This window comes from Roseisolibacter sp. H3M3-2, from assembly GCF_029211165.1.
GTDB lineage: Bacteria > Gemmatimonadota > Gemmatimonadetes > Gemmatimonadales > Gemmatimonadaceae > Roseisolibacter.
Window position 1 is genome coordinate 13917 of sequence record NZ_JARGEK010000018.1, and the last position, 15129, is coordinate 29045.

The 15129-nt window shown below is 72.3% G+C and carries 10 protein-coding genes; 4 read left to right on the forward strand and 6 right to left on the reverse strand.

Translation table 11 applies throughout. From position 1 onward, the window contains the following. The first annotated feature begins 55 nt into the window (after positions 1-55). Genes PYV61_RS03355 through PYV61_RS03365 form a run of 3 tightly spaced genes read left to right on the forward strand, consistent with a single transcriptional unit; the run spans position 56 to position 5151 of the window. Complete coding sequence (locus PYV61_RS03355) at positions 56-2230, forward strand: sodium-translocating pyrophosphatase (protein WP_275828313.1); 2175 nt, start codon at positions 56-58, stop codon at positions 2228-2230. A 3-nt stretch (positions 2231-2233) separates the two neighbouring features. Then, positions 2234-3775: an amino acid permease gene (locus tag PYV61_RS03360; protein WP_275828315.1), complete on the forward strand. Its 1542-nt coding sequence runs from the start codon at positions 2234-2236 to the stop codon at positions 3773-3775. Next, the gene (locus PYV61_RS03365; protein ID WP_275828317.1) at positions 3772-5151 is read left to right on the forward strand and encodes a cation:dicarboxylase symporter family transporter; all 1380 of its coding nucleotides are present in this window, start codon (positions 3772-3774) and stop codon (positions 5149-5151) included. The genes PYV61_RS03360 and PYV61_RS03365 overlap by 4 nt, the downstream gene beginning before the upstream one ends. Before the next feature lie 89 nt (positions 5152-5240). Here PYV61_RS03365 and PYV61_RS03370 read toward each other — a convergent pair whose 3' ends face one another. Genes PYV61_RS03370 through PYV61_RS03385 form a run of 4 tightly spaced genes read right to left on the reverse strand, consistent with a single transcriptional unit; the run spans position 5241 to position 10018 of the window. Continuing rightward, a complete protein-coding gene (locus tag PYV61_RS03370) occupies positions 5241-6173 on the reverse strand; it encodes a BadF/BadG/BcrA/BcrD ATPase family protein (RefSeq protein ID WP_275828319.1) in 933 nt (310 codons plus the stop codon). Beyond that, the gene (locus PYV61_RS03375) at positions 6170-7711 is read right to left on the reverse strand and encodes a sodium:solute symporter (protein ID WP_275828321.1); all 1542 of its coding nucleotides are present in this window, start codon (positions 7709-7711) and stop codon (positions 6170-6172) included. Before PYV61_RS03375 ends, PYV61_RS03370 begins: the two co-directional genes overlap by 4 nt. Next, positions 7708-9645, reverse strand: coding sequence for a glucosamine-6-phosphate deaminase (gene nagB, locus PYV61_RS03380; protein ID WP_275828323.1), 1938 nt, complete (start codon positions 9643-9645; stop codon positions 7708-7710). The genes PYV61_RS03375 and nagB overlap by 4 nt, the downstream gene beginning before the upstream one ends. A 16-nt stretch (positions 9646-9661) precedes the next feature. Then, complete coding sequence (locus PYV61_RS03385; protein ID WP_275828325.1) at positions 9662-10018, reverse strand: iron-sulfur cluster assembly accessory protein; 357 nt, start codon at positions 10016-10018, stop codon at positions 9662-9664. Between the two features lie 233 nt (positions 10019-10251). Between PYV61_RS03385 and PYV61_RS03390 the strand changes: the two genes are divergently transcribed. Continuing rightward, entirely contained in the window at positions 10252-12135 is a 1884-nt protein-coding gene (locus PYV61_RS03390; RefSeq protein WP_275828327.1) for a hypothetical protein, read from the forward strand. A 27-nt stretch (positions 12136-12162) separates the two neighbouring features. Here PYV61_RS03390 and PYV61_RS03395 read toward each other — a convergent pair whose 3' ends face one another. Together PYV61_RS03395 and PYV61_RS03400 are read right to left on the reverse strand one after the other, a co-directional pair. After that, positions 12163-14001, reverse strand: coding sequence for a sodium:solute symporter family protein (locus tag PYV61_RS03395; RefSeq protein ID WP_275828329.1), 1839 nt, complete (start codon positions 13999-14001; stop codon positions 12163-12165). Then, on the reverse strand, positions 13998-15129 hold a 1132-nt coding region (locus PYV61_RS03400; RefSeq protein WP_275828331.1), incomplete at its 5' end, for a serine hydrolase domain-containing protein. The genes PYV61_RS03400 and PYV61_RS03395, both read right to left, overlap by 4 nt.

Genomic DNA, 15129 nt, shown 5'->3' on the forward strand with positions numbered 1-15129 from the left:
CCGGCGCCCCGCGCCGGCCGTCGGCGTTCCGCCCCACCCCTCACCACCGTCCGTAATGGCCTCGTCGCAGTCCGGATTGCTCCTGCTCATCCTCGGCCTCAGTGGCGCCGCGCTGGCGTTCGCCGTGTTCCTGTCGCGCTGGGTGCTGGCGCGCGACCGGGGCGAGGCGTCGATGCAGCGGATCTCGAACGCCATCCAGGAGGGGGCGGAGGCCTTCCTCGCGCGGCAGTACAAGACGATCGGGCTCCTCTCGATCGTGGTCGCGGCGGTGATCTACATCGGCTACGCGTTCTTCCGCCCGGCCGAGGAGGGGGCGGGGGCGCTCCCCTCGTCGACCTTCGCGCTCTACACGACGCTGTCGTTCCTGCTCGGCGCGGTGTGCTCGGGCTTCGCCGGCTTCATGGGGATGTGGGTGTCGATCCGCACCAACATCCGGACCGCCTCGGCGGCGCGCACCTCGCTCAACGCGGCGCTGCAGACGGCGCTGCGCGGCGGCGCCGTGTCCGGGCTGTTCACGGTCGCGATGTCGCTGCTCGGCGTGGCCGGGCTGTTCTGGGCGCTCGACGCGTTCGCCCCGGCGGGCGTGAGCCCCGAGGAGTGGACGCGCCGCATCCCGTTCCTGATCGTCGGCTTCGGCTTCGGCGCTTCGTTCGTCGCGCTGTTCGCGCAGCTCGGCGGCGGCATCTACACCAAGGCCGCCGACGTCGGCGCCGACCTGGTGGGCAAGGTCGAGGCGGGGATCCCCGAGGACGACCCGCGCAACCCGGCCGTGATCGCCGACCTGGTGGGCGACAACGTCGGCGACTGCGCCGGCCGCGGCGCCGACCTGTTCGAGTCGACGGCCGCCGAGAACATCGGCGCCATGATCCTGGGCGTGCTCCTCTTCCCGTTCTTCGGCGTGCGCGGCGTGCTCTTCCCGCTCGTCGTCGGCGCGGTGGGGCTGATCGCCTCGATCGTCGGCGTGATGGTGGTGCGCACGAGCGGCACCGAGGACCCGATGAAGGCGCTCAACCGCGGCTTCTACGTGACCTCGGCGCTGGTGGCGGTGGCGTTCTACTTCCTCTGCCAGTGGCTGCTCAGCACCGAGGCGGCGCCGGGGGCGTGGATGAACTTCTTCTGGTGCGCGATGATCGGCCTCGCCACCGCGTTCGCCTTCGTCTACATCACGCAGTACTACACCGAGTACCGCTACCGCCCGGTGCAGTCGATCGCCGAGGCCAGCCAGACCGGCGCGGCGACCAACATCATCGCCGGCCTCGCGGTCGGCATGGAGTCGACGGTGCTGCCGGTCATCACGGTCGCCATCGCGATCGTCGGCAGCTACTACCTCGGGCTGAACAGCGGCCTCACCGACGCCACCACCGGCCAGCCGGTGGGCGGGCTGTTCGGCACCGCCGTCGCGACCATGGGCATGCTCGGCACCGCCGGCTACATCCTGGCGATGGACGTGTTCGGCCCGATCACCGACAACGCCGGCGGCATCGTCGAGATGTCGGAGCAGCCGGAGAGCGTCCGCGAGAAGACCGACCGCCTCGACGCCGTGGGGAACACCACCAAGGCGCTCACCAAGGGCTACGCCATCGGGTCGGCGGCGCTGGCCGCGTTCCTCCTGTTCTCGGCGTACCTCGACGAGGTGCGGATCCTGACCGGGACGGAGCTCACGGTGAACCTGGCCAAGCCGCAGGTGTTCGTGGCCGGGCTGCTCGGCGCGATGCTGGTGTTCTGGTTCTCGTCGCTCGCGATGACCGCGGTGCGCAAGGCCGCGCAGAGCGTCATCGAGGAGGTCCGCCGCCAGTTCCGCGAGATGCCCGGCATCATGAAGGGGACGCAGCAGCCCGACTACGGCCGCTGCGTCGACATCGTGACCGTGGGCGCCCTCAAGGCGATGGTGTTCCCGGGCGCGCTGGTGGTGCTGTTCCCGATCGCGGTCGGCCTGATCTTCAAGCAGTTCGGCATCGGCGCCGAGGCGGTCGCCGCCTTCCTGATGATCGCGACCATCGCGGGCATCCTGATGGCCGGCTTCCTGAACAACGGCGGCGGCGCCTGGGACAACGCCAAGAAGTACATCGAGACGGGCATGTACGGCGGCAAGAAGTCCGACGCCCACAAGGCGGCCGTCGTCGGCGACACGGTCGGCGACCCGTTCAAGGACACCGCGGGCCCGTCGCTGCACGTGCTGGTCAAGCTCCTCAGCACGATCACGCTCGTCCTCGCCCCGCTCTTCATCTGAGGCATGGCCTCCCTCTTCGCGCGTAAGCCCATCGAGGCGATGGTCCCGGAGGGCGGCGAGGGCTCGCACGCCCTCCGCCGGACCCTCGGGGCGGGGGACCTGATCCTCCTGGCGATCGGCGCGGTGATCGGCGCCGGCATCTTCTCGACGCTCGGCACGGCCGCCGCCGGGGAGGTGCGCCCGACGGGAGAGATCGTGCGCTACGGCGCCGGCCCGGCGCTCATCCTGTCCTTCGTCCTGCTCGGCGCGGTGTGCGCGCTGGCCGCGCTCTGCTACGCCGAGCTGGCGAGCATGATCCCGCAGGCCGGCAGCGCGTACGCCTACTCGTACGCGACGCTCGGCGAGCTGGTGGCGTGGATCATCGGCTGGGACCTGATCCTGGAGTACGCGGTCGGCAACGTCGCCGTGGCCATCGCGTGGTCGGGCTACTTCGAGTCGCTGGTCTCGCCGTGGTTCCACATGCCCGGGTGGCTGACCCACGGCTACTGGGACGTGAAGGCCTCCAGCGACCCGGCGGTCCAGGCGCTGATGGAGACGGCGCCGCGCGTCGCCGGCATCCCGTTCCTGGTCAACCTCCCCGCCTTCCTGATCGTGATGGCGGTGACCTGGCTGCTGGTGATCGGCGTGCGCGAGAGCACGCGGGTCAACGCGGTGATGGTCGTGATCAAGCTGGCGGTGCTGGCGCTGTTCGTGGTCGTGGGCGCCATGCACATCGACCCGGCCAACTACAAGCCGTTCGCGCCGAACGGGTTCCGGGGGATCCACCAGGGCGCGGCGATCGTCTTCTTCGCGTACATCGGCTTCGACGCCATCTCGACGGCCGCCGAGGAGACGAAGAACCCGCAGCGCAACATGCCGCTCGGGATCCTGGTCGGGCTGGGGATCTGCACGCTGATCTACGTGATCGTGGGCGCGGTGGCGACCGGGCTGGTGCCGTACCAGCAGCTCGAGTCGGCCGACCCGTTGGCCCGCGCGTTCGAGGTGGCGGGGCTGACGCAGTTCTCGTGGATCATCGCCGCCGGCGCCGTGGTCTCGATGGCCGCCGTGCTGCTCGTGTTCCAGTACGGGCAGCCGCGCATCTTCTTCTCGATGGCGCGCGACGGCCTCCTGCCGGGGTGGGCGTCCAAGATCCACCCGAAGTACCGCACGCCGCACATCACGACGATCGTCACCGGCGTGCTGGTGGCGCTCGGCGCCGCCGTCGCCGACGACGCGGCGACCTACGACCTGACCAACATCGGCACGCTGTGGGCGTTCGCCCTGGTCTGCCTGGGCGTCTTCGTCCTGCGCTTCACCGACCCGGACCGCCCGCGCCCGTTCCGCGTGCCGGCCTTCTGGTTCGTGTCGCTCGGCGGGCTGGCGGCCTGCCTGTTCGTGATGCGCGGGCTCCCCGCGTCGGCCTGGGTGGCCTTCGGGGTCTGGCTGGTGATCGGGCTGGTCATCTACTTCCTTTACGGGTACCGACACTCGGTCCTGCGCGGAGGCGGCCGCCCGCCGGCCGGCCCCGCGCCCAAGTCGCAGGCTCCCATCGAGGGGAAGCAATGAGTGCGTCCGCCCCCGCCGCCGCGCCGCCGGCGCCGGCCGTCCCGCCGAAGGGGCTGCGCCGGCTGTCGCTGACGCAGTGGATCCTGATCTCGCTGGTGATCGGCATCATCGTCGGCGCGCTGTTCCCGGAGTCCGAGCGCGCCGCGCACGGCGGGTTCGCCGCCAGCGACCTGCGGATCCTGGCGACGATCTTCCTGCGCCTGATCAAGACGCTGATCGTCCCGCTCCTCCTGAGCACCCTCGTCATCGGCATCGCCGGCCACGGCGACGACATGAAGAAGGTCGGCCGCCTGGCGCTGCGGTCGATCATCTACTTCGAGGTGGTGACGACGCTGGCGCTGGCCGTCGGCCTGCTGGCGGTGAACATCGTGAAGCCGGGCGTCGGCGTCTCGCTCCCGCCCGAGGCGGGGGAGGCGGCGGAGTTCGCGACGCGCGTCCCGACGGTGTCGAGCGTCCTGGAGCACACGGTTCCGCAGAGCTTCTTCGAGGCGGCGGCGCAGAACGAGGTGCTGCAGATCGTCGTCTTCGCCCTCCTGTTCGCCGTGGCGCTGGCCAAGGTGGAGGGGCGGCCGAAGGCGGTGATGCTCGACTTCATGGACGCGCTGTCCCACGTGATGTTCAAGTTCGTGGGGCTGGTGATGGCCTACGCGCCCATCGGCATCGGCGCGGCGATCGCGGTCACCGTCTCGCGCTCCGGGCTCGGGGTGCTGCTCAGCCTCGCCAAGCTGGTGGGGACGCTCTACGGCGCGCTGATCGTCTTCATCCTGTTCGTGCTGGTGCCGGTCGCGCTGCTCTTCCGCATCCCGCTGCGCGGCTTCGTCCAGCGCGTCAAGGAGCCGGCGCTGATCGCCTTCTCGACGGCGAGCTCCGAGGCGGCGCTGCCGCGCGCGATGCAGGCGATGGAGGCGTTCGGCGTGCCGCGGCGCATCGTCGCCTTCGTGATGCCGACGGGGTACTCGTTCAACCTCGACGGGAGCACGCTGTACCTCGCGCTGGCCTCGGTCTTCGCCGCCCAGGCGGCCGGGATCGACATGCCCATCGGCACGCAGCTGCTGATGATGCTGACGCTGATGCTGACGTCGAAGGGCGTCGCCGCGGTGCCGCGCGCCTCGCTCGTGATCCTCTCCGGCGCGCTGTCGCAGTTCGGGCTGCCGCTTTCCGCGATCGCCGTCATCCTCGGCGTGGACGCGCTGATGGACATGGCGCGCACGTCGGTCAACCTGATCGGCAACTGCCTGGCGACCGCCGTGATGGCGCGCTGGGAGGGGGTCTTCGGCGAGCAGCCCTCGCTGGCCGCGGAGCGCGACGCCGAGCTGGCGGCGCAGGAGCACCTCGCCGACCAGCCGCGGATCGCGTCGGCCCAGGGCACGCCCTGAGCGGCGGCGGGCGCCGACGCCCGCACACGAGAGAGAGGGGGCGCCCGGCCGACTCGCCGGGCGCCCCCTCGTCGTTCGACCGACGCCGGTCAGGCCAGCTCGACGCCCAGCAGGCGCAGCGCCCCGCGCACGGCGCCGCGCGCGGCGTCCACGTCCTCGACCCGCAGCTGCGCGCCCGGCACCGCGGCCTTGAGCCGGTGGTCGACGCGCTTGCGCAGCGGGGCCCCGCGGCCGAGCAGCCCGCCGGCCAGCGCCACCGGGATCGCCGCCCGCTCATCGACGAAGAGCCGGCGTGCCAGCGTGCGCACGTGCAGCACCAGCTCCTCGACCGCCAGCGAGAGCAGCGTGTTGGCGCGCAGGTCGCCCGTCGCGGCCACGCGGAACACGACCGGGGCCAGCGTCGCCAGCTGCGCCGGCGTCGCGTGCGCCGCCCACGGCACCAGCGCCGCCGGGTCGTCGGCCTCGATCGCCGTCAGCAGCGCGTCGGTGAGCGCCGTCTCCGGCTCGCGCCCGTCGGTCGACGCCGTGGCGATGTTGAGCGCGCGGCGCCCGATCCACGCCCCGCTCCCCTCGTCGCCCAGCACGGGGCCCCACCCGCCGCAGCGGCCGAAGGCGCCGTCGGGGCCGCGCCCGAACGCCACGGAGCCCGTGCCCGCGATCAGCAGCACCCCCGGCCCCTCGCCGAACGCGTCGTCGAGGGCGATCATCGCGTCCGGGTGCACCGCCACGTCCTCGGCGACCTCGCGCGCGACCAGGGCCTGCCAGAGCGCCTCGCGCTCCGGCTCGCGCCCGACGCCCGCCACGCCGGCGTAGAGCACCTTGGGCGCGACGTGCTCCATCCCGGCGTGCGCCAAGGCGTCGCGCACGCAGGCGGCGATCACGTCGGCCGACAGGTCCACCGCGCCGGGGCGCACCGCCGACGCCGGCCCCTCGACGGTGCCGAGCGCCTTCCCGTGCTCGTCGGCGACGACGACGCGCGTCTTGGAGCCACCGCCGTCCACGCCCACCACGATCACGCTCATGCCGCCATCCTCCGGGAGGCCGCCGGCGCGCCCTCGGCCGGCGCCGGGTGGGTGAACGACGACAGGATCCCCGCGGCCAGGGTGATCGTCGTGCCGATCAGCACGTACCACGGCCACGCGATCTTGGACAGCGGCGTCAGCGCGCCCGACAGCCCCGGCGCCACGCGGACGATCTGCCCGGCGAACACGATGAACGCCATGCAGAACAGCCCCACCGACATCCCGAGGATCATGTCGCGCTGGATCGCGCGCTTCCAGAAGATCCCGAGGAAGAACGCGCCCAGCAGCCCGCCGTAGGTGAACGACGCGATCGCCAGCGCCACGACCACCACGGGGAGCCGCGGGTCGTTGGGGTAGAGCAGGGCGCCGAACGTGAGCCCCACGCCCCAGACGAGCGCGAACAGCTTCCCCATCTTCAGGGTGCGCGGGTCGTCCGGCGAGCGGCCGGTGAGCGGCAGGTAGATGTCGTGCGTCGTCGCCGCAGCCAGCGAGTTGATCGTCCCCGAGTGCGTGCTCATCGTCGCCGCCACGATCGCGGCCAGGATCAGCCCGAGCAGCCCGGGCGGCATCCGCTCGACGATGAAGCTCGGGAAGATCTGGTCGGCCGCCGGGAACTCGCGCCCGCCGTACAGCACCCACAGCCCCACGCCGACCATCAGGAAGAGCGTGAACTGCACGAACACCACGAACCCGCTGCCGATGAGCGCCCGCTGCGCGTCCTTGAGCGACCGCGACGAGAGCAGGCGCTGCACGATCAGCTGGTCGGCGCCGTGCGAGGCCATGGCGAGGAAGGCGCCGCCGATGAGCCCCGCGAACACCGTGTGCGGGCGGTCGAGCCCCGTGTACCAGTCGATCCCGACCAGCTTCCCGGCGGCGCCGGCCTGGTCGAGGATGCTCCCCCACCCGCCGGCCACCGAGCGGCCGAGCAGCACGACCGCCGAGATGCCGCCCAGCACGTACACGCCGGCCTGCACCAGCTCCGTCCACACCACGGCCTTCATCCCGCCCTTGTACGTGTAGACGACGGTCAGCAGCCCGAGGATCAGGATGGCGAGCGGCATCACGTACTCGCGCGGCACCGCCGGCCCGATGAGCAGCGCCACCGGGATGGCGGTCGCGAACACGCGCACCGAGTCCGCGATCGCGCGCGTCGCCATGAACACGATCGACGTGAAGCGGCGCGCGCCGAGCCCGAAGCGGCGCTCCAGCAGCGCGTACGCCGTCACCAGGTCCCCCTCGAAGTAGCGGGGGAGCAGGGTGTACGACACGACGATGCGGCCGATGATGTAGCCGGCGACGACCTGGAGGAACCCGAGGTTCCCCAGGTACGCCAGCCCCGGGATGCTGATGAACGTCAGCGCGCTCGTCTCGCTGGCGACGATCGAGAACAGCACCGCCCACCAGGGGATCGCGCGGTCGGCCACGAAGTAGTCCTTCGCGTCCTTCTGCTTCCGCCCGATCCAGATGCCGAGCACCGTGGTCCCCGCCAGGTAGGCGAGCAGGACCAGCAGGTCGAGGAGTCCGAAGCGCGACGTCATGCGACCACGTACGCTTCCATGGCGAAGTACTCGGCCAGCCCGAGGCGGTCGAGCGTCGCCGACGTCTCCTTGTTGCGCTGCTCCACGCGCTGCCAGAACTCGCGCTCGTCCTGGCCGGGGAAGGGCGCCGAGTCCTTCTGCGACTGGTGCTTGAAGATCGCCTGGATCTTGATCTTCAGCTCCTCCTGCGACATCGGCACGAGGTAGGTGGCCTCGGTGACCGGCCACTCCTGCCAGGCGCCGCGGTACAGCCAGACCTCGGGGAGCTTGCCGCCGGCGGCGCGGATCTCGGCCAGCGCGGCGTCGATCGCCTCCTTGCACATCCGGTGCGTGCCGTGCGGGTCCGACAGGTCGCCGGCCACGAGGATCATGTCGGGCTGCAGCTCCTCGAGCAGGTCGCGCACGATCTTCACGTCGGCGGGGCCGATCGGGTCCTTGCGCACCTTGCCGGTCTGGTAGAACGGCATGTTGAGGAAGCGGGCGTTCTCCTTGCCCAGCCCCATCACCTCGATGCCGCTCACCGCCTCCGCCTCGCGGAGCACGCGCTTGATGTCCTGCACCTCGGGGATGTCGACGTCGCCGGGCTTCTTCTCGTGCAGGCAGGTGCGCACGCGGTCGGCGAAGGCGCGCAGCGAGTCGCCCCCGACGTGGCGCTCGCGGTCGAGCCGCTCCATGAAGTCGACGAACCGCCGCACGTCGTGGTCGAAGACGGCGATGTTGCCGCTCGTCATGTAGGCGACCGTGATGTCGTTGGCGTTCTGCACGAGCTTGTACAGGATCCCGCCCATCGAGATCACGTCGTCGTCCGGGTGCGGCGAGAAGCAGACGATCTTCAGCTCGCGCGGCAGCTTGCTCTTGCCGCGGATCTTGGCGCCGAGGAGGTTGAACACCTCGCCGTTCACCGCGCCGGGGGTCCCCCACCGCGCCACCAGCGACGACATCCGGTGCTCGGCGTAGTCGAACTGGGTGAGCTTGAGGATCCCCTTGCCCGTGGTCAGGGAGAGCCAGACCACGGCGCGGATCATCAGGTCCTGCGTCCACTCCACCTCGTCGAGCAGCCACGGCGTGGCGATGCGCGTGAGGTCGGCGGCCGCCGCGTCGTCGACGTAGAACGTCGTGTTCGGGTGCCGCTGCAGGAACGTCGCGGCCACCTCGATGTTGACCTCGCCCTCGACCGCGCGGCGCACGATCCCGGCCTTGTGCTCGCCGGTGGCGAGGATCGCGATCTCGCGGGCGCCGAGGATCGTCGCGACGCCCATGGTGAGCGCCTCGCGCGGGACGTTCTCCTCGCCGAAGAAGTCGGCGGCGGCGTCCTTGCGCGTGACGGCGTCGAGGTGGACGAGGCGCGTGCGGCTGTCGACGCCCGAGCCGGGCTCGTTGAAGCCGATGTGCCCCGTCTTGCCGATGCCGAGCAGCTGGAAGTCGATCCCGCCGGCGGCGGCGATCGCGGCCTCGTAGGCGGCGGTGGCCGCCTCGACGCGCTCGCGCGGCAGCGTGCCGTCGGGGATGTGGACGTGCTCCGGGGCGACGTCGATGTGCGCGAACAGGTTCTCCCACATGTACCGGTGGTACGAGTGGATGCTGTCGGGCGCCATCGGGTAGTACTCGTCCAGGTTGAACGTGACCACGTTCCGGAACGAGAGCCCCTCCTCGCGGTGGAGGCGGATCAGCTCGCGGTACACGCCGATGGGCGTGGAGCCGGTGGCGAGGCCGAGGACGGCGCGCTCGCCGCGCGCCTGCTTCTCGCGGACGACCTCCGCGATGCGGGCGGCGACGAGGCGGGCGATGTCGTCGTGGTCGTGGACGACCACGGTGCGGATGCGCTCGAGGCCGGCGCCGGCGGGGACGTGCGAAGGCCCGCGACTCGACTGGGAGCCGCGGGCCTCCGCCACGCCGCCGGCGCCCGCGGGGGCGCCAGAGACGGGAGTGTGCATCAGGATGGGCGCAGGGTCACGCCGAGAACGAGCTGCCGCAGCCGCAGCCGCCCGTCGCGTTCGGGTTCTTGAAGGTGAAGCCGGAGCCCTGCATCGACGTCACGTAGTCGATCTGGACCCCGCTGATGTACTGCGCCGAGAACGGGTCGACGAAGACCTTGAACCCGTCCTGCGGGATCACGAGGTCGTCCTCGGCCGGCGCGTCCTCGATGAGGAGGCCGTACTTGAAGCCGCTGCAGCCGCCGGGCTGGACGGACACGCGCAGCCCGCCCTGGTCGTACGACACGCCCTCGGCGTCCATGAACTTCTTCACCTCGGTCACGGCGACCGGGGAGACCGCGAGCAGGAGCTCGGGCTGCGAGGAGATGGTCATCGATATTCTCCCAAGAGGATGCGGCGCGTCGCGCGCGCCGACGCTGCGTCAAGTCTACTGTCCGGCGGCGGGGGGCTCAAGCGCGCGGGGCCCACTCCGAGCATCCCCCGCGCCGTGAATCGTGCGTTCGGGACGAACCGTGCCCGTGGCCGGCCGAGCCGCGAGTGCGTAGCCTCCAACGGCGAGGACATCTGTTCCGTAACACCGGGGTCACCGTTCCGATCCGCCTCCTGATGTTCCTACCCCGCAAGCGCTTCCGGGCTCCCGTCGTGGCGGGCGCCCTCTTCGTGTCGCTCCCCGGCGCGCTCGCCGCGCAGGCGCGCGAGTTCACCAAGCAGGGGCTGTACGTCGCGACCTTCGACTGGGACGCCGGCGCCAACCTGAAGGCCGGCCGCGAGGCCGCCGACGAGCTGCGCGACCGGCTCGAGAAGCTGATCGGCGGGCGCGAGGCGGAGGTCGTCGGGATCGCCGACGCCCGCAAGCGGATCCCCGACCTGACGTTCGCGCTCGACACCGTGTACCCGGTGCAGGTGATCGAGACGATCGTCCGGCAGGCCCGCGCCGACGAGTTCGTCGTCGGCCGCGTCGCCCGCCGCGGGGGCGCCGTCACCCTGGCCGGCGAGCTCCGGCTGCTGCGCGACCGCGGGACCCGTCAGCCCATCGTCGCCACCGGCCCGCGCGTCGAGGCCGCCGCGGACCAGTTCGCCAAGACGGTGGCCAGCGCCCGCGCCCAGCTCGTCCACCAGCGCCGCTGCGCCAACGCGCTGTTCGAGGGGAAGGCGGAGCAGGCGGTCCAGGCGGCGCGCGCCGGGGTGCAGGCCTACGGCCGCGGGGCGTTCGTCCGCGCCTGTCTGGTCTCGGCGCTGCGTATCGCCGGGGCGCCGGCCGGCGACCTGCTCGAGGAGTCGCGCCAGCTGCTCGCCATCGACTCGACCAGCCGCCAGGGGCTGGAGAGCGCCGCGCGCGCCCTCGACGTCCTCAAGCGGCGCGACGAGGCCGCGGCCATGTGGGTCCGCTTCATGGCGACCGACACGGCCAGCGTCGAGCTGATCGCCCAGGGGGTGCGCGGGCTCGTCGAGGGGGGGAACGCCAAGCGCGGCGAGGCGCTCATCCTCGAGGCGGTCGAGAAGCACCCCGACGTCATGGACCTCCAGCGGCTGCGCTGGGCGGTGACCTTCGAGACGCGGAACTGGCCGGCGGCGGTGACCGCCGGCGAGCTGCTGCTGGAGAAGGACACCGCGGCGACCGCCGACTCGACGTTCTACCTGCGCCTCGCCACCGCGCAGCGCAGCGCGGGGAAGACGCTGCGGTCGATGGAGCTGCTGTCGCGCGCCGTCGCCCGCTTCCCGAAGGACGCGCGTCTCTACGCCCAGTACGCGGAGCTCGTCCGGTCGGAGAGCGACAGCGTGCTCCCGCGCGGGCTCGCCCTGTTTCCCAAGAGCGCGGAGCTGAACACGCTGGCGGCGCGCGAGGCGCGCGCGAAGGGCCGGCTGGCCGATGCGGCTGAGGCCACGCGCCGGGCGATCGAGGCCGACTCGGCGCTGCCGCAGGGGCTCCTGTCGCTCGCGCAGGCCGAGTTCGACCTCGGGCGCCCCGACAGCGCGCTCGCCGCCGTCGGCCGCGCCCTCTCGCGCGGCGAGGACTCGACGCTGGTGGCGCAGTTCGCCCTGGCCAAGGGGAACGCGCTGCTGCGCGCCGCCGGGCAGACCAAGGCGCGCGGCGACTACGCGCGCGCGCTCCGCTTCTTCGAGCTGGCCGACACGACGCGCAGCTCGCCGCAGGCGAAGTTCCTGCGAGGGACCGCGGCGCTGCAGGTGGCCAGCGCGGCACTGCGCGAGGCGCCGCTGGAGAAGGACAAGGCGCTGAGCTGCGCGCTGGCGCGCGAGGGCGCGGCGTCGGTGGCCGTCGCCCGGTCGGGGCTGACGGCGGGGCAGGAGCTGGCCCCGGACGCGGCCAAGCAGTACCTCGAGTACGTCGGCCAGCTCGAGCCGTTCGCCCAGCGGCTCGTGGGCGGGTGCGGCGACGCGCCGGCGGCGCCCGCCGAGACGGGAACGGGGACCGGCGCGTCGTCGCCGGCCCCCGCCGCCGGGGCGACCGGCGTCACCGGCCGCCCCTGATCCCGCGCCACCGGGGCGCGCGCCTGCTCAGTCGCCCGCGTAGGCCTCGCTGACCCGACCCCCCGCCGCCGGGGCGGGCTCCGCCTCGTCGGTCCGGAACGAGCGCGCGATCCAGGCGAAGGCCACCGCGGCCACGGCCAGCATGATGAGCCCGGCCATCGTCTCGCCGAACACCAGCTTGCCGATCCCGAACAGCGACGCGTAGACCGCGACGATGCCGGCGATCCAGTTGGTCCACGCCAGCGCGCCGCCAGGCGTGCGCTCGCGCCCGAAGCCGAGGCGCGTCGACACCTCGGCCCACCCGGGGCCGCCCGGGCGCACGCGCTTGTAGAACGCGTCGAGCACCGGCGCCGGCTCGGGGCTCGTCAGGAACGTCACCGTCAGCCAGACCACCGTGCTGAGGACGACGGTGATCATCATGACCCACGCGTCGACGTTGGGCGAGCCCTCGGGGGCCAGCCAGCCGGGCACGACCTGCATCGCCACCAGCGAGATCACGAAGGACGCGATCATGGCGCTGATCTCGGTCCAGGCGTTGATGCGCCACCAGTACCAGCGGAGGATGAGCACCAGCCCCGTCCCGGCGCCGATGGCCAGCAGGAACTTCCACGCCTGCTCGACCGACGACAGGAAGTAGGTCACGACGATCGACGCCAGGAACAGCGACACGGTCGCCACGCGCCCGACGTTCACGTAGTGCTTGTCCTCCTCGTCCGGCTTGAGGAAGCGCTTGTAGAAGTCGTTGACCAGGTAGCTCGCGCCCCAGTTGAGGTGCGTGCCGATCGTGGACATGTACGCGGCCGCGAAGCCGGCCATCATGAAGCCGCGCCACGGCGTCGGCAGCAGGTCCACGAACGCCTGCACGTAGGCGCCCTCGGCGTCCACGGTGCCGTTGGGGAGGCGGCCGCCCGGGTAGAGCAGCACGGTCGCCAGCCCGGTGATGATCCACGGCCACGGGCGCAGCGCGTAGTGCGCCACCTGGAAGAGCAGGGTGGCGAGCACGCCGTCGCGCTCCGACTTCGCCGAGAAGATGCGCTGCGCCACGTAGCCGCCGCCTCCGGGCTCGGCGCCCGGGTAGTACGCGGCCCACCACTGCATGCTGAGGAACACGCCGAGCGCGAGCAGCGGCATCCAGCTGTACGCCTCCAGCCCGCCCGGGCCGAAGCGCACCGGCAGCACGGACAGCGCCGCGGTCTCGGAGCCGAAGTGCTGCGCGACGCCGGCCTTGAGCGCCGCCATCCCGCCGACCTTCTGCACGGCGTAGATCGCCAGCACGATCACCGCCGACATCTTGATCACGAACTGGACGAGGTCCGTCCACAGCACCGCCCACAGCCCGGCCGCCACGGAGTACGCGACCGTCACCACGAAGCAGATCCCGACGGCCAGCAGCGGCGAGATGCCGAGCGAGATCGTGAGGATCTTGATCATCGCGCGGGTGACCCACCCCATGATGATCAGGTTGATCGCCACGCCCAGGTAGATCGCGCGGAAGCCGCGCAGGAACGCCGCCGGCCGGCCGCCGTAGCGGATCTCCGCGAACTCCACGTCGGTCATGACGTTGGCGCGGCGCCACAGGCGGGCGAAGAAGAACACGGTGAGCATCCCGCTCATGACCATGTTCCACCACAGCCAGTTGCCGGCGACGCCCTTGCTCGCCACCAGCCCGGTGACCACCAGCGGCGTGTCGGCCGCGAAGGTGGTGGCGACCATGGCGGCGCCCGCGAGCCACCACGGGACCTGCCGCCCCGACAGGAAGTACTCGTCCAGCGACTCGCCGCCGCGCTTCGTGAAGATCAGCCCGATGACGGTCGAGAGCAGGAAGTAGGCGGCGACGATCAGCCAGTCGATCGTGGTCAGGTTCATGGGCGCGGCGCGGGGGCAGCGGGGGTGGGGAAGACCGGGGAGGCGCCGAGGGCGCGCAGCGCCGAGTCGGCGAGGGCGACGCGCACGCCGCCGATGCGCGGGTTCTGCCGCGTCGGGTTCACGCGGTTGGTGAGCAGGAGGACGTAGACGCCGCGCTCCGGGTCGATCCAGAGCGAGGTGCCGGTGAAGCCGGTGTGCCCGAAGGCGCGGCGCGACAGGTAGTGCCCCGCCGAGTTGCCCCCGGTCGGCGTCTCCCAGCCGAGCGCGCGGCGCGAGACCGTGGTGTCCTGCACGCGCGTGAACTGGGCGAGCGTGGCCGCGTCGAACACCCGCGCCCCGTCGAGCGTGCCGCCGTTCAGGTAGGCCCGCGCCAGCCGCTCGAGGTCGGCCGCGGTCCCGAACAGCCCCGCGTGCCCCGCGACGCCGCCGAGCGCGAACGCGTTCTCGTCGTGCACCTCGCCGCGCACCTTCCGCTGCCGCCACGGGTCGTACTCCGTGGGGGCGATGCGCGCCAGCTCGGACGCCGGCGGGCGGAAGCGCGCGTCGGTCATCCGCAGCGGGCCGAACACGCGCGCCGCGAGGTAGGCGTCCAGCGGCTGCCCGGTGAGCCGGCGCGCGATCTCGCCGAGCAGGATGAAGTTCATGTCGGAGTACACGTACCGCGCGCCCGGCGCCGCCTCGAGCTGCGTCGAGAGCACTAGCGCCAGCGCGCTCGCCGGGTCGGCCGCCTCCTTGTAGAGCGGGCGCCACGCCGGCAGCCCCGAGGCGTGCGTGAGCAGGTGGCGGATCGTGACCGCCTCCTTGTTCGCGCCCGTCCAGTCGGGGAGGTAGCGCTGCACCGGCGCGTCGAGCTGGATGCGCCCCGCGCCGACGAGCTGCATCACCGCCGAGGTGGTGCCGACGACCTTGGTCAGCGACGCCAGGTCCCAGAGGGTCCGCCGGTCGGGCGCCGGCGCGTCGGCCGCCCAGTCGATGCGGCCGACCGCGTGCGTCACCATCCCGCCGGCCGCGTCGCCGACCACGGCGATGGCGCCGGGGAACGCGCTGTCGGCGAGCGCCCGGTCGAGCACCCCGCGCACGGCCCCGGCGACGCGCGTGCGGGCGGCCGCGTCGGCCAGCGCCTCGCCC